The sequence below is a fragment of the Marinobacter salsuginis genome (assembly GCF_009617755.1).
In the GTDB taxonomy this organism is placed as follows: domain Bacteria; phylum Pseudomonadota; class Gammaproteobacteria; order Pseudomonadales; family Oleiphilaceae; genus Marinobacter; species Marinobacter salsuginis.
Map to the genome: position 1 here is coordinate 203795 of NZ_BGZH01000002.1, position 26477 is coordinate 230271.

Sequence of the window (26477 nt, forward strand, 5' to 3'; positions counted from 1 at the left end):
TATAAAGTCTCATGGTTTTAGTTGCGATGCCGACATATCAATAAACATATACTAGAAACTGCCACGACAAATGATCTGTCACCTACATCCTGATCGGTAAGTATCAATGAACTGGTATTCCAAGAGCATTCTCAACCGGGTCCTTCTTGTCGTCCTTACGGCAAACCTGATTGTCGCCGCCGTGGCGGTGATTTACCTGAATTTCTCCCTGAAAGTCAAAGACGACTTCAACGAACTCGTGGGCACCAGGATGGTCAATGCTCTGGAAGCCCAGGACGTGCTTTCAGAGTTCAAGACCCAGGTCCAGGAATGGAAAAACGTCCTGATCCGCGGGTCAGACCCTGATCAACTGGATAAATACTGGGGCCGATTCCAGGAGCGCGAGGCGTCTATCCAGAGCCAGCTTGATGAGCTTATTCCCCGCATCCAGGAGCCCGAAGCAAAAGCTCTGATGTCTGATTTCAAACGGGCACACCAGACGATGGGAAGAGCCTACCGTCAGGGGTTTGAAGCATTCACCCGGTCCGGATTCGATCCGAACGCGGGCGATGCGGCGGTACAAGGAATTGACCGGGAACCCGCCAGACTGATCGTCGATGCCGCAGCCGCGGTCCGGGAAGATAGCCTTGTAAGGGCCGATACCCTCAACACCGTAGTTACAGAACGTAGCTGGCTGGTTGCAGGTCTGTTGATCGCCGCGATCGTTCTGGGCACCATCGCCCTGATTCTGATCCTGCTGTCGGGCGTGGTTCGTCCAGCCCAGAAGCTTACGTCACAGATTGCTCGTCTGGGAGACGGTGACCTTTCCGATCCGGTCACCATGCAACGCGCCGACGAATTGGGACAACTGGCCGATGCCGCACGAAGCCTGCACCGTTTCCTCAGCGATACCGGAAATCAGCTGAGCGAGAACGCCAGGCAACTGAACGAGACCGGAGAGTTGATCCGCAAGAACGCCGACAGTGTTGTCAGCCAGTCCGACCTGGCCCACCAGCGCATTGAGCAGATCGCCACGGCCATGAACGAGATGTCGGCGACGGCCGAAGATGTCGCCAGTCACGCGGCTTCAGTGGCTACCGAAGTCAGTCAGACATCTGACGAAACCGCCACTGCCGACTCACAGATAAACACGGCAGTAGACAGTATGCGGCGGCTTACAGACCAGATTCGAAGCTCCGCCGAAACCGTCAATCAGCTCGCCAGCGATGGTAAAAAAGTGGGCGACGTCATGCAGGTCATCCGGGAGATTGCGGACCAGACCAACCTGCTGGCGCTGAACGCCGCCATCGAAGCGGCCCGGGCAGGCGACGCCGGTCGTGGCTTTGCCGTGGTTGCCGATGAGGTGCGCAATCTGGCGGCGAAAACACAGGAAGCGACTGTCGAGATAGACCAGATCATTGGCGCCATCAGTGGCGCTTCAAGAGACGCCACCGAGTTCATGCAGGCGTCAGGCGTTGTGGCTCAGGAAAGCAGCGAGGCGGTGGAAGCCGTGCGCGCCACCCTGGGGGAAATCAACCGGCGGATGGGCAGCATCAATGATGCGACAACCCAGGTAGCCACGGCAGCCGAAGAGCAGACCAGCGTCTGTGAAGACATTAACCGCAATGTCACAGATGTAGCCGAAACGTCAGAAGCCATGCACCAGGCCGCAGAAAACAACCTGCGTACCGTTCCTGAACTTGAGGCCATGGCCACCAAAGCCCGGGAGTTGGCGAACCGGATCAGGCACTAGGCGCTGCGAAACCGGCTGGTCAGCCTTCCGAAAGCCTGGCCAGCCCGGTTGCCCAATACCAGCAATGACGGCGTGAGCAACAGCGTCAGCACCGTTGCAAATGCCAGTCCCCCGGCGATAGCACTGGAAAGCTGGGTCCACCACTGGGTAGAAGGCGCGCCCAGACCGAGGGACGGCGTAATCAAATCCACGTTGACGCCCAGAACCATGGGCATGAGCCCCAGCACGGTGGTGATCGCGGTAAGCAGAACCGGCCGCAGACGCAGGCAACCGGTTTCCAGGGCGGCCTCATAGGCCTCCATGCCGTCCTTGCGCATCTGGTTATAGGTATCGATCAGAATGATGTTGTTGTTTACCACGATACCCGCCAGTGCAATCGTGCCCATTCCCACCATCACAATGCCAAACGACTGGCCCGTGAACAGCAGGCCCAACAGCACGCCCGCCGTCGACAGTACGATCGCCGACAGAATCAGGAAGGTCTGGTACATCGAATTGAACTGTGTCACCAGTATCAACAGCATCAACCCGATAGCCACCAGGAAGGCGGTCGCCAGGAAGTTGGAGGCCTGTTGCTGATCCTCGTTCTCGCCGGCAAACTTCACCGAAACACCCTCGGGTGGTTCTGGCATCTCCGCCTGCAGGGCCCGCAGCAGCTCGTCCACACGACGGCCCGGTGCCAGATCGGATTTGATCGTCACGGTCCGCTGGCCATCCACCCGGACAATACTGTTGGTCTTGTCACCCGCGCGAAGATCCACGAATTCTGAAAGCGGCACCTGGCCCCGTGAGGTATGGATGGTCTGGCGTTGCAGGTGGTCCAGTTCCCGCCAGTTGTTGGGCACGCGCACCACAATATCCACTTCGTCCCGCACGTCTTCCGGGCGATAGGTCGCCAGTTTCAATCCGTTGGTAACCAGGCGCACGGCACTTCCGATACCCAGGACATCGGTGCCAAACCGGGCAGCGGCTTCCCGGTCTACCTGCAGTCGCCACTCGATACCGGGCAGGCTCCGGTCGTCTTCAATATCCACGAAGCCACCGAGTTCGCGCATTCGATCTTTGATTTCGTCCACGTAGCCATTGAGGCTGTTCGCCTTCCGGCTGCTCACCTGAAGCTCTATCGGCTTGCCTTCTGCAGGACCACCCTCCTGCTTGCGGAATTCCAGTTCAATGCCAGGAATATCGGAGGTCAATTCCCGGAAGTCCTCGAGAATCTCACTGGCCGGTCGCCGGGTGAACCAGTCAGTAAACTGGAACTGCAGAACGCCGATAACATCCGGCGCCAACTGTGAGCTGGTCTGTACCATCGAGCGAGCGTAAAGGGCCTTCACCTCGGGCATACCACGCAGTCGCTGCTCCACTTCCCGCACAATGGCATCCCGTTCCCACACCGAGAGATCGCCTCGCGCCCTCACCTGCACCTGGGCGGAATCCGGCTCCACACTGGGGAAGAACTCCACCCCGTGGTTGAAGCGGGCGTATGCGGCATAGATCACGGCGATCACACAGAGCACACCGATCAACGTCAGCCCCGGTGACTTGAGCAGCAGTGCCAGTACCTGCCGATAACCCTGCATCAGTCGACCCTGTGAGTTTCCCTGGCGCGCGCGCCGGCCGCCACTGGTGCTACCCAGCACGGGCAGGAACACCAGCGCCATGGCCAGGGAAGCGATCAGGCAGATGATGACTGTCAGCGGCAGGAATTTCATGAACTCCCCCACCACGCCCGGCCAGAACAGCAACGGTACAAACACGGCCAAAGTGGTTGCGGTCGACGCAATGATGGGCCAGGCCATGCGGCTGGCCGCCTCGGCCCAGGCGTGCTTGACCGTCTGCCCTTCCGAGAGGTTCCGATCCGCCAGCTCGGACACCACAATGGCGCCATCCACCAGCATGCCCGCTACCAGGATCAGGCTGAACAGCACCACAATGTTGAGCGTGAGCCCCATACTCCAGATCACCAGGATACCCGTGAGGAACGCGCCCGGGATGGTCAGCCCCACCATCACCGCTGAACGGGGCCCCATGGCGGCAATCACCACGATCAGGACCAGCACAATGGCGGTGAGTACGTTATTCAGCAGGTCACTGAGGATATCCCGCACTTCCTCGGACTGATCCATGATGTAGCGAATTTCCAGCGAATCCGGCAACTGCGGTTTGGCCTCTTCGATCAACTGACGGACCTGGGCAATGGTCTCGATGATGTTGGCACCGGAGCGTTTGGAAACTTCCAGCACCAGCGCCGGCTCGCCGTTGATACGGGCAAAGCCGGTGGGGTCCTTGAAGGTGCGCTGGAGCATGGCGACATCGCCAAAGGTGACTACCGTATCGACGTCCACCTTGACCGGCATGGACATAACATCCTCAATGGTCTCGATCACTCCGGGCACCTTCAGCGCCATGCGGCCATTTCCGGTGTCCAGAGAGCCTGCAGCGACCAGCTGGTTGTTGCGCGTTACCAGGGAAGCCAGTTGATCGAAGTCGATTCCGTAGCTCTCCAGCACCTGGGGATCGACCACAATTTCCAACAGGTCCTCGCGATCACCACCAATCTCCACTTCGAGCACTTCCGGAATGGACTCGATGGCATCCTGGAACCGGCGGGCAATGGTGATCAGCTCGCGCTCCGACAATGGGCCGGAGAGACCCACGGACAGGACCGGAAACAGGGACACGTTGATCTCGTTCACCCTGGGCTCATCCGCTTCCTGGGGCAGTTTGGTACGGGCGGTATCCACCTTCTCCCGCACATCCTGCAACGCCTTGTCCGGATCAAACCCGGCATCGAACTCCAGCATGACCGACGCATGGCCCTCCGAGGCCGTTCCCCGCATTTCCTTGATACCCTCCAGAGAACGCAGCTCCTGCTCCATCGGGCGCACCAACAGACGCTCGGCATCCTCCGGGCTGATACCGTCCAGGGGCATGGACACATAGATCATCGGAATGGTGACGTCGGGGTTGGCTTCCTTGGGAATGGTCTGGAACGCGGCGATACCGCCCAGAATCAGGAACAGCAGCGTGAGCAGGGTGGTCCGGCTGCGGTCAATGGCGGCGAAGATCAGGCTGCGCATCTGCCCTACCCCCTGTTTTCGGCGGCATCAACGGGCACCACCTGCTCGCCGATGCTGACAAATCCGCCACCGCGGGTAATCAGCCGGATCTCATCCGGCAAACCGGTAACCCAGGCGCCTTCGGTGGACACGCTCAACAGCTTCACTTCACCGAACTCCACGCGATTCTCGCCGTTCACGTACTTCACACCGGGGCGACCATCGTCACCGAGGGACAGGTAAGCAGGCGAGATAAACATGGCCTTCACCTCCGGCAACGCCACCCGCAGGCTGGCACTGCCACCCGCAACCCGCTTGCGATCCGGATTCTCAACGGCGATTTCAACAGCAAAACTCCGGGTTTCCGGGGAGGCGGCGCTGGCGACAAAGGTCACAACGCCAGAAAGACGACTGCCATCCAGCAAATCCACACGAACCGCCTGGCCGGGCGCCACATCACCCACTGATTGCTGGGGGATCCGCGCGGTGGCCTTCAGTCTATCCACCCGCACCAGCTCAAACAGTGGTGACCCCACCTGCACCAGATCGCCTATATCCACCGATTTGCTGTTGATCGTGCCGTCAAATGGTGCCCTGGGGGTGAGGTGACTGACCGCCTGACGGGCACTGGTCAGTTCCGCTTCCGCCCCCGCAAGCTCACTTTCCAGACTCAGGATCTGCGACTCCGAAGCAAGGTTGTTGGCACGCAGCCTGCGGGCGGCCAGAAGGTCCGCTTCAAGCTCCCGAACCCGCGACTGCCAGCGCGAAACCGCAGCACTTCGGCCCTCATCCGATATCCTCAGCAGCGTCTGCCCCTGCCGAACCTGCTCACCCAGACCCACCGCCAGGGATTCCACCCGGCCGGGCACCTGGGCACTCAGCGTGACCGAATTCCAGGGCTCCAACTGGCCCTGCAGCATCAGCCCCGGCTCATGAAGTCGAGCCGCCAGGGTTTCCACCTGAACCGTCGTGAGCTGACCATCGCCGCTATCCTGACGTTCCGGAGCCTCGTCACTGGCGACCTTCACCTCACCGGTCGCCATCCAGACCACCAACGCGATTACGATCAGAAGTGACAGTCCGAGAGAACCCCATTTTGCTTTCGTCATTGAATGCTCACTGTTCCTGATTCGAAGGGTGACAGAAAAAACCGGCAATTAACGGTTGCATCCGTCTGAAAACGTGGGGTAGATTCTACACAGAATCTTTTTACGAATTCAGAGCAGACTGTCGATTTTATGAATCTCAACGCAGTGATTGTCCTTGTGAAGCTTGTCCTGGTGGTCGTGGTACCGTCCGGGGGCTTCTGCGTGGACAAGCGGGTGAGATAGCGACAAACCTGACAAAACACCAGAAACCCCCGGCTCCGAAAGGTCCCGGGGGTTTCTTTTTTTACGGCAAAAGAAAAGGGAAAAACGACCATGAACGGCGCACAGCACATTCTTGAAGCGTTCCACCGCCACAACATCAGCACGGTATTTGGCTATCCGGGCGGCTGCATCATGCCGCTATACGACGCGCTGGTGGACGATGTGGGCGTGGAACACGTGCTGTGCCGCCACGAACAGGGCTGTGCCCTGGCGGCCGATGGCTACGCCCGGGCCAGCGGCAAGCTGGGCGTCTGCATTGCCACCTCTGGCCCCGGTGCCACCAACCTGATCACCGGCGTTGCCAACGCCCACCGGGATTCCATTCCCATGCTGGTCATCACCGGCCAGGTGCCGTCCGGCCTGATCGGCACCGACGCCTTCCAGGAAACCGACGTACTGGGCATGACCCTGGGCATAGTTAAACACAGCTACCTGATCGACGATGCCGACAGCCTGCCCGCCATCATGGAAGAGGCGATCGAGCTGGCCCAGAGCGGCCGCCCCGGACCGGTCTGGATTGATATCCCCAAGGACCTGTTGCTGAGCAACGTTGCCGATGCCCCCTTCCCCCAGGCCCAGTCCTGTGAGCCAACTTCGCCAGACCTGAAGGAAGCCCTGGCGATGTTGCGGGCCGCTCATAAGCCCCTGCTCTACAGTGGTGGCGGTATCAGCCTGGCCCATGCCGAGGAGACCTTCCGGGCCTTTGCCGAATCCTCAGCCCTGCCGGCGGTTGTCACGCTGAAGGGCATTGGCAACCCCGGCAAACACAACCCCTACAACCTCGGCATGCTGGGCATGCACGGCTCCCGGGCCGCCAACAAGGCCGTCGACGAGTGCGACCTGCTGCTGGTCATCGGTGCCCGCCTGGACGACCGCGCCACCGGCAAACTCGGCGGCTTTGCCCCCAACGCCAAATTGATCCACATCGACGCCGACGCCGCCGAGATCAACAAACTTCGCGACGCCGATCTGGCCATCCGGGGCGACCTGAACGAAATCCTGACGTCACTGACTGAGGCATTGCAAGCAGAGCCACTGGCCATCAAGGAGTGGCAAAAACAATGCCGCACCTGGTACACCACCGGTGGCTTCCACGCCGCCGACAACGAAGAGCCCCTGGCCCCGATCACCGGCCCGGCCTTCATTCGCCAGCTCTCCCGGATCGCTCCAGACGACACCATAATTGCCTGCGACGTTGGCCAACACCAGATGTGGGTGGCCCAGCACTACGATTTCGATCACCCACGCCACCACCTCACCAGCGGCGGCCTGGGCACCATGGGCTTCGGCCTGCCCGCAGCCATCGGCGCGCAGTTTGCCGACCGCAACAGCACGGTGATCAACGTGACCGGCGACGGCTCGTTCATGATGAACGCCCAGGAACTGGCCACCATCCGCCGCTACAACCTGCCGGTAAAACTGATCGTGATGGACAACCAGTGCCTTGGCATGGTCCGCCAGCAGCAGGAGCTGTTCTACAACAACCGGGAAAGCCAGATAAACCTGGACGACAATCCTGACTTCGTCGCCATGGCCCGGGCCTTCGACATCCCGGCCCTGCACATCGAACGCACGGACCAGATCCGCCGTGGCATCGAAACCATCCTGGCCTACAACGGCCCGATGCTGCTGCACGTAGCCATCAGCCGGGAAGAAAACGTCTGGCCCATCGTCAAACCCGGCGCCAGCAACACCGACATGATCGACGAAACCGCCCGAACCGCCAAAGCCAGCAAGGAGCAAGTTGCATGAACCCGCAAAACAAGCCATCAACGCCCAGCTACACCATCAACTGCCGGATGACCCAGGAAGCCGCCGCCCTGGAGCGGCTCTGCCAGGTGGTCCGCATCCGAGGGTTCCGGATCGCCACCATGGCCGTCGAAACCGCCGGCGAGCATCTGGATATCGCGTTGACGTTGGAGGGCACGCGGCCGATTGCCATGTTGCAGTCGCAACTGGAGAAACTGCATACGGTTGCAGAGGTTGCCCTGGCGGCTGGGTCTGTGGCCCGGTCTCGATCGGCCTGAGGCTATGGGGGCATGGTCTTTTCGTAGCCTGAGATTTCGCGGGCAGGGTCTTTTTGTAGCCTGAGGTCTGGCGGGCAGGTACGGGGGTGGCAGGTGGATTTTTCGCCGGAAAAAGATGTCTGAGCGAAGCGAGTTGCTTTTTCCAAGAGAAATCCACCTGCCACCCCGCAAGCCCGCCCCTCAACCAACAGCCTACAAAGGCGGGCCCACTCCGAAGCTTCCGTTCGAACGTTTACCAAGCCTTATAAGGCAGGAACTTCCCGTTCATAGTCACGACAACACGGTCGCCCTTCGGATTCTCTTCCTTCTCGATGTCCATGGTGAAATCGATGGCACTCATGATGCCGTCACCGAACTTCTCGTGGATGAGTTCCTTCATGGTGTCGCCGTAAACGCCCACCACTTCATACAGACGGTAAATCAGCGGATCCTGGGGAACGGCGCCATCCCAGGCTTTTTTCGGGCAGACCTGCAGGGCTTCGGCCACCGGCTTTTCCAGGCCCAGGGTTTCGCACAGGGCAAAGGCCTTGTCTTCGCTGAGGCTGTTCATGCCCAGGGCGGCCGAGGTGGTGAACACCGGGGACATGCCGATGGCTTCGGCGATGGCTTCCCAGGTCATGCCCTTGGACACTTTGGCTTCCAGGATTTTTGCGGTCATCAGTTCTTTGTTCATCATGGCTGTTTTCCTCTCTTGGGTTGTAACGTCAGGCATTCACCGCGCGGGCGGTGGTTTCGGATTCGGTTTTGGACACCTCGGGCGTTGATTGGCTAACGCCCTTGGCAGGCTCGGCAACTTTCGGGCTGCCGTCTTTTTCCGGCAGGGCCGAGCCGCTGCGGTTGACCAGGAAGTCCACCAGGTAGTCCCGGGTTTTGTGGTAGGCCGGGTTCTGGAAGATGGTGGCCCGGGCCCGTGGGTGTGGGATATCCACTTTCACGCTTTCGGCGATGCGGGCGTTGGGCCCGTTGGACATCAGGAAGATGCGGTCGGAGAGCAGTATGGCTTCGTCCACGTCATGGGTGATCATGAACACGGTCTGGCGGGTTTCTTCCCAGATTTTCACCAGTTCGTCCTGGATCACGCCACGGGTGAGCGCATCCAGCGCGCCGAAAGGCTCGTCCAGCAGCAGGAGTTCCGGCTGGGTGGCGAAGGCCCGGGCGATACTCACCCGCTGGCGCATACCGCCGGACAGCTGGGACGGCTTGCGGTTCAGGGCATGGTCCAGGCCCACCATTTTCAGGTAGCGCTCGCTATGTTCCTTCACTTTCTCTTTTGACCACTCAGGCCAGCGGGCTTTCACTGCGAACACGATGTTGCTGAGGGTGGTTTTCCAGGGCAGCAGGCTGTAGTTCTGGAACACAACGCCGCGCTCAAGGCCGGGGCCTTTGATTTCCTTGCCGTTCATCACCACGTTGCCGGCGCTGGCTTCGTCGAGGCCTGCCAGCACGTTCAGGATGGTGGATTTGCCGCAGCCGGAGTGGCCGATGATGCAAACAAACTCACCTTTCTCCAGGGCAAAGCGGATATCCTCGAAGACGGTCAACTCACCGCCCTGGCCGTCCGGGTACACCTTGGACAGGCCATCTACTTCCAGGAATGATTTACTCATAACAGGTCTCCATTCGGAGGGTTGAGGCCGGCACCGGAAGCCGGTGCCGGACCGCTCATTCTTTGTATTCCACCAGTTTCTGGGCCTTGCCCAGGGCCAGGTCGAGCAGCATGCCCACCACCCCGATCATCAGGATGGAGAAGATCACACTCGCTAGATCCAGGTTGTTCCACTCGTTCCACACGTAGTAGCCAATTCCAGTGCCGCCCACGAGCATTTCCGCGGCGACGATCACCAGCCAGGCGATGCCGATGGAGATGCGCATGCCGGTCAGGATGGTGGGAGCGGCGGCCGGCAGAATGACCGTAAGCGCGGTCTTGATCGGGCTGAGCTCGTGGGTACGGGCCACGTTCACCCAGTCCTGCCGTACGTTGGCCACGCCGAAGGCCGTGTTCAGCAGCATCGGCCAGATCGAGCAGATAAAGATCACGAAGATCGCCGAGGCGTCGGAGTCCTGGATGATGAACAGGGCCAGCGGCATCCAGGCCAGCGGTGAGATCGGTCGCAGCACCTGGATGTAAGGGTTCAAGGCCTTGTACATCAGCGGCGACATACCGATCAGGAAGCCAATGGGCAGTGCGATGGCCATGGCCGCCAGATACCCGGTCAGCACCCGGTATACCGAGTAGGCCAACTGGATACCGATACCCTTGTCGTTGGCGCCGGCGTCATAGAACGGGTTGGACAGCTCTGCCCAGGCCAGCTTGATCACCGCCGAGGGTGGCGGCACACGGGATTCCTGATCCGCGCCACCCATCAGCATTTCGTATTCGGTCATTCCGGTCTGGGCCTCCGGGGGCTGGGTTGCCATCTCCCAGAGCCCCAGGGCCAGAATCAGGAACGACACCGACAGCAGTGCTGCCCGGACGTTCAGGGAAGCCATGATTACACCCTCCCGATCGCGAAGCTGCGGGTGTACTCTTCGGCGCTATCCGGATCGAAGGTTTTACCCATGATGGTGTGGGTCTTGTAGGTTTTATCCGGTGCGGAGTAACCCATTTCTTCCATCAGCTTTCCGGTCTCGCTGGCCAGGTACACCTGCTCGGCGATGGCCTTGTAGTCCACATCACCCTCGATATACCCCCAGCGCTTCATCTGGGTGAGAATCCAGACGCCCATGGAGTGCCAGGGGAACGGATCGAAATCAATGCGGTCCGGAACGTCTTTCACCTCGCCAAGACCATCCGCGTAGTATCCGGTCAGCACCTGCTGGATCACTGGCACCGGCTGGTTCAGGTAGTTCTTGGGCGCAATGGCTTCGGAGATTTCCTTGCGGTTATCCGGATTGTTGGAGTACTGGGTCGCGTCGATGATGGCGCGAAGCAGAGCGCCATAGGTGTTCGGGTTTTCGGTGGCGAACTTCTGGCTGCAGGCAAAGGCGCAGCACGGGTGGCCTTCCCAGATGTCTTTGGTCAGCATGTGGATAAAGCCCACTTTCTCCCAAACCGCACGCTGGTTGAACGGGTCCGGGGAGAGGTAACCGTCGAGGTTACCGGCGCGCAGATTAGCAACCATTTCAGGTGGCGGTACCACACGGATTTGCACGTCTTTGTCCGGGTCGACGCCATTCTCGGCCAGGTAGTAGCGCAACAGGAAGTTGTGCATGGAGTACTCGAACGGCACCCCGAACTTGAAGCCCTTCCACTGCTTGGGATCGCGCTTGTCCTTGTGGTCCACGTGCAGGACGATCGCCTGGCCATTGATGTTTTCAACCGCGGGCATGATATACGGCTCCGGTGTGGAGCCAGCGCCCATGGTCATGGCCAGGGGCATGGGAGTCAGCATGTGGGAAGCGTCGTATTCGCCCGCCAGTGACTTGTCGCGAGCCACCGCCCAGCCGGCGGTCTTGGTCACGGTGACATCCAGTCCGTAGCGCTCATAGAAACCCATCGGGTGAGCCATAATGATCGGCGTGGCGCAGGTAATGGGTACAAAGCCGACGTTCAGCTTGGTTTTCTCAAGCTTGCCGAGAGACTCCTTCACCGCGGCCTTGGCCTTTTCCATAGGGAACACACTGCCCAGAACGGCCGCTGCGGTGCCCGCTCCCATCATCTTCATGAAGCTGCGCCGGCTGTGTTCGTTGTGACCAAACACTGAGCGCACGACGGCGCCTTCAATGGCACGATCCATCATCGCTTCCGAGTCCAGATGCTCATCCGCCACTGCCTGCTGGCCGGCAGAAGGCTTGAGATCAAGGGAAATAGACGGGGCGCTGTCGCCCGGCTTGCACTCAGGGCAGCCGCAGGTCTTTGCGTGAATCAGGGATTTGTCACCATCAAAAGGATTTCCGAGGCTTTTCGTGGTCATGGGGCACTCTCCTGCGTTTAGCGTGATTTACTGGTTATTTCTGCACTCTTGTGGTGCAACAAAGATGCGGCTCGGGCCCGACGGTCGAAACAGGGGCAGGCCGGCTACGCGTTCTGAAGGGGGTATCGCAGGGTTTGTGCCAAGTGCAGAAATTTTTTTAACTCTTTGTTTTTAAATGCCCAATATTCAGAAATCAGCAAACAGTCGAGCTACGATATTTCGTAATTAACGATTTTTCGTAGCGTCGACTGCGAATTTTCGTAGTTGGCACGGGGATTGATTCTTCTCCGTCAGACTGACTCGGGAAGCCACCATGAATAACGAAGCCATCATCAGCCCTGAAATAACCGGCAACTGGATCGATCATCTCCCGGAAGCGGCCCTGCTGGTGGACGCTGCGCGGGATCTGATTCTGTCAGCCAACAGCGCCATGGGCCGGATGATCGGCACAGACCGTCAATCGCTGACGGGGAAACCCTGCACCCATCTGTTTACAGACCAGCGCCCGCAACTGATCGCCTTTACCGAAGAGACTCTGTTTCGCAGTCACGGCTGGAGCCGCGATTTCTTTCTGCAGCATCGGGACGGCCACACTGTGGAACTCGAAATCTCCTCGTCCCGGGTCGGCGAGGCGGAATCCCAGAACATACTTCTTTTGCTTAGAGACCGGCGCCAATTACGCACCCTCCGGGAACGCCACGATGCCAACCACTACCACCGGGGCGGCCTGCTCGAGTGGCGACGGGTGGAAGAGCTGTTCAAGGACATGGAGAGAGAAAACCAGTTGATCCTGCATGCCGTCGGGGAAGGCATCTACGGGGTGGATGCCGAGGGCCGAGGCACCTTCGCAAACCCCGCAGCAGAACGCATGCTGGGTTGGCGAATCGACGAGCTTATGGGTCGGGTTCTGCACCGGGTGGTGCACCACTCCCATGCCGATGGCAGCCTGTACCCACTCAAGGACTGCCCGATATACGCCGCCTTCCGCGATGCGAGCGTGAAGCGGGTTGGAGAGGACTGGTTCTGGCGCAAGGACGGCAGCGGCTTCCCGGTGGAATACACCAGCACACCCATTCTCGACAACGGCCATCCGGTAGGTGCTGTGGTGGTATTCCGAGATATCTCCGCCCGCCAGGAAGCCCAGAACGAATTGCACAAGGCACTGGAAGAGGTGGAGACCCTCAAGCGCCGCCTGGAAATGGAAAACGCCTATTTGCAGGAAGAATTAAGCGCCGAGTACCACTTCCACGAGATCTTCGGCCAAAGCGATGCCATCAAGGCCATCGTACGCCGGATTGGCATGGTGGCGCCCACCGATGCCAACGTGCTGATCACCGGTGAATCCGGCACGGGCAAAGAACTGATCGCCCGGGCCATTCACCAATCCAGCAGCCGGCGGGATCGCCCCCTGATCCGGGTGAACTGTGCAGCCATCCCCAAGGATCTGTTCGAGAGCGAATTTTTCGGCCACATCAAAGGAGCCTTCACCGGCGCCGTCAGCGACCGCGTCGGCCGGTTCGAGCTGGCCGACGGCGGCACCCTGTTCCTGGATGAAGTGGGCGAAATCCCGTTGGAGCTGCAGGGCAAACTACTCCGCGTGCTTCAGGATCAGCAATTCGAGCGGGTGGGGGAAAACCGCACCCGGGCCGTGGACGTGCGCGTTATCGCCGCCACCAACCGCGACCTGAAAGCCGAAGTGCAGCAGAAAACCTTCCGGGAGGATCTGTATTTCCGTCTGAACGTGTTTCCCATCGAGTCCGTTCCCTTGCGCCGCCGCCTGGAAGACATCCCCATCCTGGCCCAGGAGTTTCTGAACCGGGCCTGCCAGAAGTTCAACCGCCCCACCCTGGCGCTGCGCGAGAGGGATGTGGAAACTCTGAAGGCCTATCATTGGCCGGGCAATGTGCGGGAACTGGAGAACGTGATCGAGCGCCAGGTGATCACCGCCGACGGCCGGCTGGACTTGGACCTGCCCGGGCCGGATTCCACCGCCCGTATAAACACAACAACGCCCCCCGCGAGACATTACAGCGGCGAATTGATGACGGAACAGGAGTTACGGGAGCTGGAGAAACAGAACCTGACCCGGGCCCTCACCATGAGCAGTGGCCGGGTCTTCGGCGAAGATGGCGCAGCGGCCATGCTGGGCATAAAACCCACCACCCTGACCTCGCGCCTGAAAAAACTGAAGATCGAACCCCGGGAATTTCAGGTCAGGCCTGAGTAATGCCCATCTGGTTCAAAGCGTAAGTCACCGCGATCCATAGCAGCATTACCAGCGGCAGATAGCGGCCAACCAGGTACATCCGCCATTCCCACCAACGGCTTTCCGTGCCCAGCACAGTCCGGATCTTCTCCGGTGGTATAAACCAGCAGAACATGGCCGCGCCCAGGACCCCGGAGAAGATAATCACATTGCCGCCGGCCACCCGGTCGATCACATCCAGAACCGGCTCCCCGGCAATGTTCCACTCCAGTGGTGTGAAACTCAGCGCCGATGCTGTACCCAGCACCAGCATAACCAGGGTAACCAAACTGACCGCCCGGCCATTGCTCAGCCGGAACTCTTCCGCCACCGCAGCAATCATCACCTTCAAACCGGCCAGACTGGAACTGAACGCCGCCATGAAGAACAGGCTGAAAAACAGCGTGCCCACCCAGTAGCCACCAACCATGTCCTCGAACACCCGGGGCATGGTCACGAACGCAAGTTGGCTGCCTTCTGTGGGCTCCATGCCAAGGCTGAACACAAACGGAAAGATCATCCAGCCTGCCAACAATGCCACGCTGGTCTCCGTGCCTGCGACAATCAGACAGGCCCTGGGAACATGAGTCTGCCGGGGGATAAAACTGCCGTAGGTCACCAGATAGCCCTGGCCAATCGCCAACGTGTAGAACGCCTGACCGAAGGCGAATGCCCAAAGCTTGCCATGCGCCAGCCGGCTCCAATCCACCTGGAAAAAGAAATCCTTGGTCTGCTCCCAACCGGGCGTTCGGCTGGCGAAGACCACCAGCCCAATCATCACAATGATCAATACCGGCATCAGGATCTTCGACATCAGCTCAATGGCTGTCACATCCTTGGCCAGGATGATGGCGCCCAGCAAAGTGACGGCGAAGAAGTACCAGAGCGAGTTATACCCGGCGGTAAAATCCCCGAACACCCGGAGATCGTCCGTTGCGGCATCCACCGCATACCCCAGGGTCCAGCCGGTAATCACCAGGTAATAGCTGGTAATGGCCATGGTGATCAGAACCACAAACCAGCCATAGACCACGCCAAAGCGGTTCACCTGCCGGTAAGTCTGAACGGTACTGCCCTTGGAGAGCCGCCCGGCAGACACTTCCAGAATCATGATGGGCAGGACCACCACAATCAGCGCCAGAAGGTAAGCCACCACAAAAGCGCCACCACCGTTCTCCCCCACCATATAAGGGAACCGCCACAGGTTCCCCAGCCCCACGGCAGCGGCCGCCATGGAGGCCACAAACGCGGGCTCAGAACTCCACTGTTTACGGGATTCCTCAATAAACTCGTGGCGCTTTCGCACGGGGTTTCCTTCTCCAATGCCGGGGAATTTCAATGCATTGAAGGCTAGCAAATCATTGAATTGGCCGCATGACTGATATCAAGTCAGGCTTTCTGGGATGGTGGGACTTCTGCCTTGGGGGATGGCCGGCAGTGGGGGTGGCTGGTGGATTTTTCGCCGGAAAAAGGTGTCTGAGCGAAGCGAGTTCTTTTTCCAAGAAAAACTCCACCGGCCACCTCGTAGCCCGCCCCTACACAGGCAGGCTACGAGGAGAGGCAATCAGATCAACTCAATGGCAACAGCAGTCCCCTCGCCACCACCAATACACAGCGAAGCCACACCACGCTTCAGCCCACGCTGCTTCAGGGCATTAATCAGGGTAACGATGATCCGCGAACCGGAAGAGCCTATCGGGTGCCCCAGGGCACAGGCGCCGCCGTGGACGTTGACCTTTTCAGCCGGGAGCTTCAGCTCGTTCATGGCCGCCAGGGTAACCACCGCGAAAGCTTCGTTGATTTCGAACAGGTCCACGTCGTCGACGCTCCAGCCAGCTTTCTTGAGCACCTTCTCGATGGAACCGATGGGCGCCAGGGTAAACTCGGCTGGCAGGCGGGCGTGGGTGGCGTGAGCCACGATTCGGGCCTGGGGAACGAGGCCACGGGCGTCGGCTTCGGCGGCGGAGGCCAGTACCAGGGCGGAGGCACCGTCGCTGATGGAGCTGGAGTTGGCCGCAGTCACGGAACCGTCTTTGGCGAAGGCCGGCTTCAGGTGCGGGATTTTCTCCGGTTTGGCGTTGCCCGGTTGCTCGTCGGTGTCGACTTCGGTGTCACCGCCACGGCCGGATACGGTTACCGGAACAATCTCGTCACGGAACCAGCCGTTTTCGATGGCGGCCAGGGATTTCTGGAGGGAGCCGATGGCAAACTCGTCCATGGCCTGGCGGCTGATGTCGTACTTGTCCGCGGTGCGCTGGGCGAAGACGCCCATCAGGCCGCCTTCGTAGGCGTCTTCCAGGCCATCCAGGAACATGCTGTCCATCACTTGGCCGTGGCCCATGCGCATACCACCGCGGGCTTTGGGCAGCAGGTACGGTGCCTGGCTCATGTTTTCCATGCCGCCAGCAATCATGATGTTGTTGGTGCCGGCTTTGATCTGGTCGTGAGCCATGATCACGGCCTGCATGCCGGAGCCGCACATTTTGTTGATGGTGGTGCAGCCTGAGCTGTCGGGAATGCCGGAGGCGCGTGAGGCCTGGCGGGCCGGGGCCTGGCCGAGGCCTGCGGGCAGTACGCAACCCATGATCACTTCCTGCACATCTGCAGGCTGTAGGCCGGAGCGCTCGATGGCGGCCTTGATGGAGATGGCGCCCAGGTCTGGAGAGCGCACGGAGCTGAGGGAGCCCATCATGCCGCCCATCGGGGTTCTTGCTGAGCCTGCGATTACTACGTCGTTACCATTCATGTTAAATGCCCTCTAATTTGGTGCTGGGCCAAGTGCCAGACGCCTTTCAGGGACACGCTGTGAATACGTCCATGTACGCTTGACTGCAGCATCCATGCTGCAGACAGTCCCTGAAAGGCATCTGGCACCCGGCCTTCAGATTGTGAGTTCGTCTGCCTTTATCAGGCTTTACCCAGTACCGACCGGGCAATAATTTCTTTCATGACTTCCGAGGTGCCGCCATAAATCCGCTGCACCCGCGCGTCGATAAAGGCCCGGGAAATCGGGTATTCGGTGGTGTAACCGTAACCGCCAAACAGCTGCAGGCAGCCATCGGCCACGCGGCACTGCATTTCAGTGGCGCTGTACTTGGCCATGGAGGCGGTTGGCGCGTCCAGTTCGCCCAGGTCGTACTGGTCGATGCACTGGTCCACGAAGGCCTTGTTGACCCGGTAGTCGGTTTCCATGCGAGCGATTTCAAAGCGGGTATTTTGCAGTTGGGCCAGTTTCTGGCCGAACAGTTCCCGCTCCTGGGCGTAGGCGATGGTCAGGTCCAGGGAACCACGGGCGGCGGCTACGCCGAGAGCACCGATCACCAGGCGTTCCCGGGGCAGTTCCTTCATCAGATACACAAAGCCCTGCCCTTCTTCACCGAGAAGAGCGGAGGCCGGGATGCGCATATCGGAGAAGAACAGCTCGGAGGTATCCCCGGAGTGCTGGCCGATCTTGTCGAGGTTGCGGCCTTTGCTGAAGCCCGGCAGCGAGGTGTCTACCAGGAACAGGCTAATGCCGCGGGCGCCGGCCTTTGGATCGGTTTTCGCGGCAACGATCACCATATCGGCGTGCTGGCCGTTAGTGATGAAGGTCTTGGAGCCGTTCAGAATGTACTCGTCGCCATCTTTCACGGCGCTGGTGCGAATCGCTTGCAGGTCGCTGCCGGCACCGGGTTCGGTCATGGCGATGGCACCTACGGCTTCGCCGGAGACCAGTTTGGGCAGCCATTGCTGACGCTGCTCTTCATTGCCCATGTGGCTAAGGTAAGGCGCCACGATGTCGGAATGCACCATCACGTTGGTGGACAGTGCGCCGAATCCCATGCGGGCCAGTTCTTCGCCCACAACGACGGAGAACTGGAAGGGGGCACCAATGCCGCCCCACTCTTCAGGCACATCCACACAAAGCATGCCGGCGTTGCCCAGGGTGTTCCAGAGTTCGCGGGGCACCAGACCGGATTTTTCCCAGGCTTCGTAGTGCGGCGTCACTTCTTTTTCCAGGACCTTGATTACGGAATCCCGGAACATCGCCAGTTCTTCTTTATCAACAGACACGGTCATGTATGTCTCCTGCAATTGGATGCTTCACTTGGGCGCCATGCGGAGCGCGCAGTCCAGGCGAATCACTTCGCCGTTGAGAATCGGGTTGCGCACCATCTGGTCAACCATCATGCCGAACTCTTCCGGCTTGCCGAGACGCTTCGGGAACGGCAGCGTGGCTGCCAGGCTTTCCTGAACTTCCTCGGGCATACCCGCCATCATGGGTGTCATGAACAGGCCAGGTGCAATCGTATTTACACGGATGCCCTCGCGAGCCAGCTCACGGGCTGACTGAAGGGTAAGCGATACCACACCGCCCTTGGAGGCACTGTAGGCCGCCTGGCCAATCTGACCTTCATAAGCTGCCACGGAAGCCGTGTTGATGATTACGCCGCGCTCACCATCGGCATTGGGTTCACGCTGAGCCATATCCGCCGCGGCCAGACGCAGAATGTTAAAGGTACCAATCAGGTTGACCTGAATAACCTTGCTGAAGTTCTCCAGCGGCATCACACCTTCGCGGCCCAGAATCTTGGAAGCCGTGGCAATACCGGCACAGTTCACGGCAATACCGCAGGGACCATGGGCTTCGCGGGCAGCGTTGATAGCTGCTTCGGCGCTGTCGGGGGAGCTCACGTCACACTCAAGGAAAATCCCGCCGATGTCCTCGGCCACCTTACGGCCCTGCTCTTTCTGCAAATCCAGGATCGCCACCTTGCATCCCGATGCCGCCAGTGCGCGGGCCGCACCCTCGCCCAGACCGGAAGCGCCGCCTGTTACAATGGCCGCCACGTTTTTGAATTCCATCGTTCACTCCCCTTTTCAGGATTCTGTTTGTTTAAAATCGGACCAGAAAACTACTTTACGTTTACGTAAACTTTATCTAACCTAAGTCGAAAAAGGAAATCGCAATGGTCGAAAAGAAAACGTTCAGCATCAGCGAGCTCTCACAGGAGTTCGATGTCACAACGCGAAGCATCCGCTTCTATGAGGATCAGGGGCTGCTGAAGCCGCGCCGACGCGGACAGACCCGTATTTTCAGCACCAAGGATCGTGTGCGTCTGAAACTGATCCTTCGCGGCAAGCGCATGGGCTTCACCCTGGCGGAAACCCGGGAGCTATTTGACCTGTGGGATGAAACCCTCACCGGTAACGAAAAACAGCTCCTGAAAATGCTGGAGATCCTGGACGGTCGCAAAGCCATGCTGGAACAGCAGAAGAACGACATTGCCCAGGCAGAGATGGAAATAGACACAGCGGAAGCCCGGTGCCGAGAAGCCCTGGCGGAGCTACAAAAGAAAAAGAAACAGCAGGCGCCGGCCAACGACGAGGCCAGGCAGACCGCTGAAAACTAATGATCGACAGAAATCAAAGGTAGCCAACGATGAAATCACAGTACTCAGAGCTCAACTTCGGCCTCGGCGAAACCCTCGATATGCTCCGCGAGCAGGTCAACGGCTTTGCCGCTGCAGAAATCGCGCCACGCGCCGAGGAAATCGATCGTAACAACGAATTCCCCATGGACCTGTGGCGGAAAATGGGCGACATGGGCCTGCTGGGTATCACCGTGAAAGAAGAGTACGGCGGCTCCGACATGGGCTACCTGGCCCACGTGATCGCCATGGAAGAAATCAGCCGTGCTTCCGCCTCCGTTGGCCTCTCCTACGGTGCCCACTCCAACCTGTGTGTGAACCAGATTCACCGCAACGGCACCGAAGAACAGAAACAGAAATACCTGCCAAAACTGGTAAGCGGCGAGCACATCGGCGCCCTGGCCATGTCTGAGCCCAACGCCGGTTCCGACGTTATCTCCATGAAACTGAGCGCCAAAGACGCCGGAGACCACTACGTTCTCAACGGCAACAAAATGTGGATCACCAACGGTCCGGACGCCCACACCTACGTCATCTACGCCAAGACCGACACTCAGGCCGGCTCACGCGGCGTGACCGCCTTCATCGTAGAGCGAGACTACCCGGGCTTCAGCCGCCACCAGAAACTCGACAAGCTCGGCATGCGTGGCTCCAACACCTGCGAACTGGTGTTCGAAGACTGCAAAGTACCCAAGGAAAACGTACTGGGCGGGGAAGGCAACGGCGCGCGGGTCCTGATGAGCGGCCTCGACTACGAGCGTCTCGTTCTTTCCGGCGGCCCCCTGGGCATCATGCAGGCTGCCATGGACGTTGTCGTCCCCTACATCCGCGAGCGCAAACAGTTCGGCCAGGCCATCGGCGAATTCGAGCTGGTACAGGGCAAAGTTGCCGACATGTACACCTGGATGAACACCGCCAAATCCTACGTATACATGGTTGCCATGTCCGCCGACCGCGGCGCTGAAACCACCCGGAAAGACGCCGCCGGCGCGATCCTCTACTCCGCCGAAATGGCCACCAAAATCGCCCTGGACGCCATCCAGCTGCTCGGCGGTAACGGCTACATCAACGAATACCCGACAGGCCGCCTGCTGCGCGACGCCAAACTGTATGAGATCGGTGCTGGTACGTCCGAGATCCGCCGGATGCTGATCGGTCGTGAGCTGTACCTGAACAAGTAAGCAGCCGTTACAAGGCGAGGCCGTTCAACCCTGCACCGGGGACGGCCTGCTCCCAAGTTAAAACGAGGGAGTGGCAGGGTGTCTTTCCGGGAATGTCGGCGGCCATGGATGGCCGACGTCAAGCGCACATGGATGTGCTCGTAGCGGTTCCCGGAAAGACAGCCTGCCAGTCCCGCCGCCCCGAACCTCGAGGCCCGAAACAATGACAATACTGCAAAGCAAGATTAACCCCAGGTCCGAAGAGTTCCAGGCCAACCAGGAATCCATGGCCAAGGCCGTCGCCGACCTGCGCGACAAAGTCGCCACCATCCAGCAAGGTGGCGGCCCCTCCTACCAGGAGCGCCACATCGCCCGCGGCAAACTGCTTCCCAGAGAGCGCATCAACCGCCTCCTGGACGACGGTTCCCCGTTCCTGGAAATTGGCCAGTTCGCCGCTTACAACGTCTACGATGAAGAAGTCCCCGCAGCAGGCGTCATCGCCGGCGTGGGCCGCGTCTCCGGCACCGAATGCATGATTATCGCCAACGACGCCACCGTAAAAGGCGGAAGCTACTACCCGCTGACGGTCAAGAAACACCTGCGCGCCCAGGAAATTGCCCTGCAGAACCGCCTGCCGTGCATCTACCTGGTCGACTCCGGCGGTGCAAACTTGCCCCGCCAGGACGAAGTTTTCCCGGATCGCGACCACTTCGGCCGCATCTTCTACAACCAGGCCCGCATGTCCGCCGACGACATCCCACAGATCGCCGTCGTCATGGGCCTGTGCACCGCCGGTGGCGCCTACGTGCCCGCCATGGCCGACGAATCCATTATCGTCCGCAACCAAGGCACCATCTTCCTGGCCGGGCCGCCGCTGGTAAAAGCGGCCACCGGTGAAGTGGTCAGCGCCGAAGACCTCGGTGGCGCCGACGTCCACTGTAAAATCTCCGGTGTGGCAGACCACTACGCGGAGAACGACGCCCACGCCCTGGAAATCGCCCGGCGCAGCGTCTCCAACCTGAACCGTCGCAAGCCAACGGATGTGGAAATCCGCAAGCCGAAGGCGCCGCTGTACGACGCTGAAGAAATCTACGGCATTGTCGGCACCGACCTGCGCAAACAGTTCGACGTGCGCGACGTGATCGCCCGCACCGTCGACGGTTCCGAGTTTGACGAATTCAAACGCTACTACGGCCAGACCCTGGTCACCGGCTTCGCCCACATTCACGGCTATCCCGTGGGCATCATCGCCAACAACGGCATCCTGTTCAGCGAAGCGGCCCAGAAAGGCGCCCACTTCGTTGAATTGTGCTGTCAGCGCAACATCCCGCTGCTGTTCCTGCAGAACATCACCGGCTTCATGGTCGGCCAGAAATACGAATCCGAAGGCATCGCCAAGCACGGCGCCAAGATGGTTATGGCCGTGGCTTGTGCCAACGTGCCCAAGATTACCGTGCTGATCGGCGGTTCCTTTGGTGCGGGCAACTACGGCATGTGTGGCCGTGCCTACAGCCCGGATTTCCTCTGGATGTGGCCGAACGCCCGCATCTCGGTCATGGGCGGCGAGCAGGCTGCCGGCGTACTGGCCCAGGTAAAGCGCGAAGGCATGGAGCGCAAAGGCCAGGAATGGAGCGCCGAGGAAGAAGCCCAGTTCAAGAAACCGGTCATCGACAAATACGAAGAGCAGGGCCACCCCTACTACGCCAGTGCCCGCCTGTGGGACGACGGCGTCATCGACCCGGCCCAGACCCGGGAAGTGGTTGCCCTGAGCCTGTCTGCCACCCTTAACCGACCCGCCAAGCCGACACGCTTTGGCGTGTTCCGGATGTAATCGGGGAGACTGACATGACAGACAACGAATCCGCAGTTCTGCTCAGGCACCGTTCCGAAGGCATTGCCGAGGTGGTTCTCAACCGCCCCGACAAGCGCAACGCCTTTGACGACGTGATCATTCAGCAGTTGATCAGCACCCTCACCGAGGTGAACGCCGACGAAAGCGTGAAAGTGGTCATCCTGCGCTCCGAAGGCAAACACTTCTCCGCAGGGGCCGACCTTGGCTGGATGCGTCGCATGGCTGAGAACACCCGCCAGGAAAACCTCGACGATTCGCGGGAACTGGCGCGGCTGATGAACGTACTCAACCACCTGTCCAAGCCGGTTATTGGCCTGGTACAGGGTGCGGCCTTCGGTGGCGCGGTGGGCCTTGCCGCCTGCTGCGATATCGTGATCGCTACCGAGAAATCCAGCTTCTGTCTCAGCGAAGTGAAACTTGGCCTGATTCCGGCGGTGATCAGCCCCTACGTGGTGCGCGCCATCGGCGAGCGCCAGGCCCGGCGGTATTTCATCTCTGCCGAAGTGTTTACCGCAAAGCAAGCTCAGGAATACGGCCTTGTCCACATCGTCTGTGACGATGTCGAAGCCATGGAAGCCCGCTGCAACGAGATGCTCCAGCAACTGGCCATGAACGGGCCCGAAGCGATGAAAGCCGCCAAGGATCTGGTATTCGCCGTCAGCCACAAACCGATCAACGACGACGTGATTGACGACACCGCACACCGCATCGCGGATATCCGGGTGGGTGAAGAAGGGCAGGAAGGGCTCAGCGCCTTCCTGAACAAGCGCAAGGCCAACTGGGTTCCGGAGGAAGAATAACAATGTTCAGCAAGATTCTGATCGCCAACCGGGGCGAAATCGCCTGCCGGATCATACAAACCGCCCACCGCATGGGCATTCGGGTCGTCGCCGTCTATTCCGACGCCGACGCCAATGCCCGGCACGTGGCCATGGCCGACGAAGCCTTCCACATCGGGCCCGCACCCAGCTCCGAGAGCTACCTGCGCGCCGAAAAGATCATCGAGATTGCCAAGAAGAGTGGTGCCCAGGCCGTTCACCCGGGCTACGGTTTCCTCTCGGAAAACACCGCGTTTGCCGAAGCCTGCGAAGCCAACAACATTGTCTTCATCGGCCCGCCCTCTTCAGCCATTGCCGCCATGGGCTCCAAGTCTGCAGCCAAGGCCATCATGGAAGAAGCCGGTGTTCCCCTGGTGCCCGGTTACCATGGCGATGACCAGTCCGTTGAAACCCTGCGGGCCGAAGCCGAGAAATGCGGCTTCCCGCTGCTGCTCAAGGCCGTTGCCGGCGGCGGTGGTAAAGGCATGCGCGTGGTCAACAGCATGGGCGAATTTGACGATGCCCTGGCGGCCGCCAAGCGTGAAGCACAGAACGCCTTCGGCAACCCGGACATGCTCATCGAACGCTACCTGACCCAGCCGCGGCACGTGGAAATTCAGGTGTTCTGTGATCAGGACGGCAAGGGCGTGTTCCTGGCCGAGCGTGACTGCTCCGTGCAGCGCCGTCACCAGAAAGTCCTGGAAGAAGCCCCAGCCCCGGGCCTGAGCGAAGACACCCGCAAGGCCATGGGTGAAGCGGCCGTGCGCGCTGCCCAGGCCATCAACTATGTGGGTGCCGGCACCGTTGAATTCCTGTACGACGTGGACGGTTCCTTCTTCTTCATGGAAATGAACACCCGCTTGCAGGTCGAGCACCCGGTTACCGAAATGGTCACCGGCCAGGATCTGGTGGAATGGCAGCTGAAAGTGGCCTGGGGCGAGCCCCTGCCGCTGGAACAGTCCCAGGTGAAAACCCGTGGTCATGCCCTCGAAGCGCGAATCTACGCCGAAGACCCGGACCAGGACTTCCTGCCGGCCACCGGCAACCTGCGCTACCTGAGCACCCCGGACGAAAGCGCCCATGTGCGGGTGGATACCGGTGTGACCGAAGGCGACGACATCAGCATCCACTACGACCCCATGATCGCCAAACTGATCGTGTGGGACGAAACCCGCGACCAGGCAATCAACCGCATGGTCCAGGCCCTAGAGCACTACCGCATCGCCGGCGTGAAGACCAATATCCGGTTCCTGCACGCCCTGGCCGACGCCCAGCCGTTCCGGGAAGCCGACCTGACCACCGGCTTCATTGAGGATCACCGGGAACTGCTGTTCCCGAAATCCAAGCTGGATACCCACAAGGCCCTGGTACTGGCCGCCGGTTTTGTTCTGGAACAGCGCAAATCCCGGGAAGTGGTCAGCACCGACCCCTGGTCGCCGTTCGGCCGCCAGAACAGCTGGCGCATGAACTCCGAGTTCGCCCAGCCATTGCAGCTGCAGGTGGGTGAAGAGATTCACGACCTGAAGGTCCTGGAACGCGACGACCGCTATCAGGTGTTCGTGGGCGACAGCGTATACAACCTTACTGCCCGACTGGACGATGACTACCTGCAGGCCGTCATCAACGGCCACCGCATCAGCATCCACGGCAACCTGCACAACGACCAGCTGGTGCTGTTCTACGAAGGCGACACCTTCAACTGCACCGTGTACAAGGAAAGCTACGGCTTCGAGGAAATGGCCGGCGAAGGCAGCCTGGCCGCACCCATGAACGGCGCCATCGTGGCCGTGCAGGCCAAGGTGGGTGACAAGGTCACCGCCGGTCAGAGCCTGGTGATCATGGAAGCCATGAAGATGGAACACGCCATCAAGGCCCCGGCCGACGGCGTGGTTACCGACATCTTCTTCGCCGAAGGCGACCAGGTGTCCGAAGGTGCCGAACTGATTGCCATTGAAGTAGATGAAGAGGAGGCAGGCTGATGGCCTTTCCCAAACAGGTTCGCCTGGTTGAGATGAGCCCCAGGGACGGACTCCAGAACGAGCCCGGCCCGGTGATCGCCACCGCCATCAAAACCGGGCTGATCGACCGCCTGGCAGACAGCGGCCTGAGCCACATCGAGGCCGCCAGCTTCGTGTCCCCTAAATGGGTGCCACAGATGGGCGATGCCGCCGAAGTAATGGCCAGCATCAACCGCAAGGCCGGCGTTCGCTACTCTGCCCTGACCCCGAACCTGAAAGGGTTCGAAGGCGCACTGGCGGCGAAGGCCGACGAGGTCGCCGTTTTCGGCGCCGCGTCCGAATCCTTCACCAAAAAGAACATCAACTGCACCATCGCCGAAAGCCTTGAGCGCTTCGCCCCGGTGGTGGAAGAAGCCCGCAAACACGGCATCCCCGTGCGCGGTTACGTTTCCACCGTGATGGGTTGCCCGTACGAAGGCGACATTGCACCCGAGCAGGTGGCCACCGTGGCCAAAGCCCTTTACGACATGGGCTGCCACGAAATCTCCCTGGGCGACACCATCGGCGTCGGCACGCCGCTGAAAGCCAAACGCATGCTCGAAGCCGTCGCCGCCCACGTACCCATGGAAAAACTGGCCGCCCACTTCCACGACACCTACGGCCAAGCGCTGGCCAACCTCTACGCGGTGCTCGAAGAAGGTGTATCAGTGATCGATGCCTCCGTCGCTGGCCTCGGCGGCTGCCCCTATGCCAAAGGCGCATCGGGCAACGTCGCTACCGAAGACGTGCTATACCTGCTGAACGGTCTGGGCATCGAAACGGGTGTCGATCTGGACAAACTGGTCGCCACCGGCGACTGGATCTGCGGCCAACTGAACCGCCACAACGGTTCCAAGGTCGGCCAGGCACTGGGCGGTAACTGTTAAAACCA

At 60.1% G+C, this 26477-nt stretch carries 20 protein-coding genes; 10 read left to right on the forward strand and 10 right to left on the reverse strand.

Annotation, left to right across the window (positions count from 1 at the left end; translation table 11 throughout):
* Nucleotides 1-106 precede the first annotated feature (106 nt).
* Nucleotides 107-1732, forward strand: a complete 1626-nt coding sequence (locus tag GJU83_RS12180; protein ID WP_069183895.1) for a methyl-accepting chemotaxis protein — start codon at nt 107-109, stop codon at nt 1730-1732.
* On the opposite strand, the gene GJU83_RS12185 is transcribed toward GJU83_RS12180, so the two are convergent.
* Nucleotides 1729-4812 (reverse strand): efflux RND transporter permease subunit, encoded by a 3084-nt coding sequence (locus GJU83_RS12185; RefSeq protein ID WP_069183896.1) that lies wholly within the window; start codon nt 4810-4812, stop codon nt 1729-1731. The two genes, GJU83_RS12180 and GJU83_RS12185, sit on opposite strands and share 4 nt — an antisense overlap.
* Before the next feature lie 5 nt (nt 4813-4817).
* Nucleotides 4818-5900 (reverse strand): efflux RND transporter periplasmic adaptor subunit, encoded by a 1083-nt coding sequence (locus GJU83_RS12190; RefSeq protein WP_069183897.1) that lies wholly within the window; start codon nt 5898-5900, stop codon nt 4818-4820.
* Nucleotides 5901-6212: 312 nt separating this feature from the next.
* Between GJU83_RS12190 and ilvG the strand changes: the two genes are divergently transcribed.
* Both ilvG and GJU83_RS12200 read left to right on the forward strand, forming a co-directional pair.
* The gene (ilvG, locus tag GJU83_RS12195) at nt 6213-7913 is read left to right on the forward strand and encodes an acetolactate synthase 2 catalytic subunit (protein ID WP_069183898.1); all 1701 of its coding nucleotides are present in this window, start codon (nt 6213-6215) and stop codon (nt 7911-7913) included.
* On the forward strand, nt 7910-8188 hold the full coding sequence (locus GJU83_RS12200; protein ID WP_069183899.1) for an ACT domain-containing protein: 279 nt from the start codon (nt 7910-7912) through the stop codon (nt 8186-8188). Before ilvG ends, GJU83_RS12200 begins: the two co-directional genes overlap by 4 nt.
* 232 nt (nt 8189-8420) lie before the next feature.
* Here GJU83_RS12200 and cynS read toward each other — a convergent pair whose 3' ends face one another.
* Genes cynS through GJU83_RS12220 form a run of 4 tightly spaced genes read right to left on the reverse strand, consistent with a single transcriptional unit; the run spans nt 8421 to nt 12102 of the window.
* Nucleotides 8421-8864, reverse strand: a complete 444-nt coding sequence (cynS, locus tag GJU83_RS12205) for a cyanase (protein WP_069183900.1) — start codon at nt 8862-8864, stop codon at nt 8421-8423.
* Between the two features lie 28 nt (nt 8865-8892).
* Nucleotides 8893-9795 carry an ABC transporter ATP-binding protein gene (locus GJU83_RS12210; RefSeq protein ID WP_153634478.1) on the reverse strand — a complete coding sequence of 301 codons (903 nt, stop codon included), beginning with the start codon at nt 9793-9795 and terminating at the stop codon, nt 8893-8895.
* Between the two features lie 55 nt (nt 9796-9850).
* On the reverse strand, nt 9851-10678 hold the full coding sequence (gene ntrB / locus GJU83_RS12215; RefSeq protein WP_069183902.1) for a nitrate ABC transporter permease: 828 nt from the start codon (nt 10676-10678) through the stop codon (nt 9851-9853).
* A 2-nt stretch (nt 10679-10680) separates the two neighbouring features.
* Nucleotides 10681-12102, reverse strand: a complete 1422-nt coding sequence (locus GJU83_RS12220) for an ABC transporter substrate-binding protein (protein WP_069183903.1) — start codon at nt 12100-12102, stop codon at nt 10681-10683.
* 313 nt (nt 12103-12415) lie between these two features.
* Here GJU83_RS12220 and GJU83_RS12225 point away from each other — a divergent pair, with 313 nt between their 5' ends.
* Nucleotides 12416-14329, forward strand: a complete 1914-nt coding sequence (locus tag GJU83_RS12225) for a sigma 54-interacting transcriptional regulator (protein ID WP_069183904.1) — start codon at nt 12416-12418, stop codon at nt 14327-14329.
* Here the strand turns inward: GJU83_RS12225 and GJU83_RS12230 are convergent.
* The 4 genes from GJU83_RS12230 to GJU83_RS12245 all read right to left on the reverse strand — a co-directional run bounded on the left by GJU83_RS12230 (nt 14316) and on the right by GJU83_RS12245 (nt 19192).
* Nucleotides 14316-15653: a sodium-dependent transporter gene (locus GJU83_RS12230; protein ID WP_069183905.1), complete on the reverse strand. Its 1338-nt coding sequence runs from the start codon at nt 15651-15653 to the stop codon at nt 14316-14318. The two genes, GJU83_RS12225 and GJU83_RS12230, sit on opposite strands and share 14 nt — an antisense overlap.
* A 258-nt stretch (nt 15654-15911) precedes the next feature.
* A complete protein-coding gene (locus GJU83_RS12235; protein ID WP_069183906.1) occupies nt 15912-17093 on the reverse strand; it encodes a thiolase family protein in 1182 nt (393 codons plus the stop codon).
* Between the two features lie 161 nt (nt 17094-17254).
* Nucleotides 17255-18406 (reverse strand): acyl-CoA dehydrogenase family protein, encoded by a 1152-nt coding sequence (locus GJU83_RS12240; protein WP_014576486.1) that lies wholly within the window; start codon nt 18404-18406, stop codon nt 17255-17257.
* 24 nt (nt 18407-18430) lie between these two features.
* A complete protein-coding gene (locus tag GJU83_RS12245; protein ID WP_014576485.1) occupies nt 18431-19192 on the reverse strand; it encodes a 3-hydroxyacyl-CoA dehydrogenase in 762 nt (253 codons plus the stop codon).
* 104 nt (nt 19193-19296) lie between these two features.
* Between GJU83_RS12245 and GJU83_RS12250 the strand changes: the two genes are divergently transcribed.
* The 6 genes from GJU83_RS12250 (at nt 19297) to GJU83_RS12275 (ending at nt 26472) form a co-directional block, all read left to right on the forward strand.
* Nucleotides 19297-19740 carry a MerR family transcriptional regulator gene (locus GJU83_RS12250; protein WP_153634479.1) on the forward strand — a complete coding sequence of 148 codons (444 nt, stop codon included), beginning with the start codon at nt 19297-19299 and terminating at the stop codon, nt 19738-19740.
* 29 nt (nt 19741-19769) lie between these two features.
* A complete protein-coding gene (locus GJU83_RS12255) occupies nt 19770-20939 on the forward strand; it encodes an isovaleryl-CoA dehydrogenase (protein WP_069183909.1) in 1170 nt (389 codons plus the stop codon).
* A 202-nt stretch (nt 20940-21141) separates the two neighbouring features.
* Nucleotides 21142-22749: a carboxyl transferase domain-containing protein gene (locus GJU83_RS12260; protein ID WP_069183910.1), complete on the forward strand. Its 1608-nt coding sequence runs from the start codon at nt 21142-21144 to the stop codon at nt 22747-22749.
* Nucleotides 22750-22763: 14 nt separating this feature from the next.
* Nucleotides 22764-23570, forward strand: a complete 807-nt coding sequence (locus GJU83_RS12265) for an enoyl-CoA hydratase-related protein (protein WP_136631345.1) — start codon at nt 22764-22766, stop codon at nt 23568-23570.
* Nucleotides 23571-23572: 2 nt separating this feature from the next.
* Nucleotides 23573-25567, forward strand: coding sequence for an acetyl/propionyl/methylcrotonyl-CoA carboxylase subunit alpha (locus tag GJU83_RS12270; protein ID WP_136631344.1), 1995 nt, complete (start codon nt 23573-23575; stop codon nt 25565-25567).
* Nucleotides 25567-26472, forward strand: coding sequence for a hydroxymethylglutaryl-CoA lyase (locus GJU83_RS12275; protein WP_069183913.1), 906 nt, complete (start codon nt 25567-25569; stop codon nt 26470-26472). The genes GJU83_RS12270 and GJU83_RS12275 overlap by 1 nt, the downstream gene beginning before the upstream one ends.
* The last annotated feature ends 5 nt before the right edge of the window (nt 26473-26477 follow it).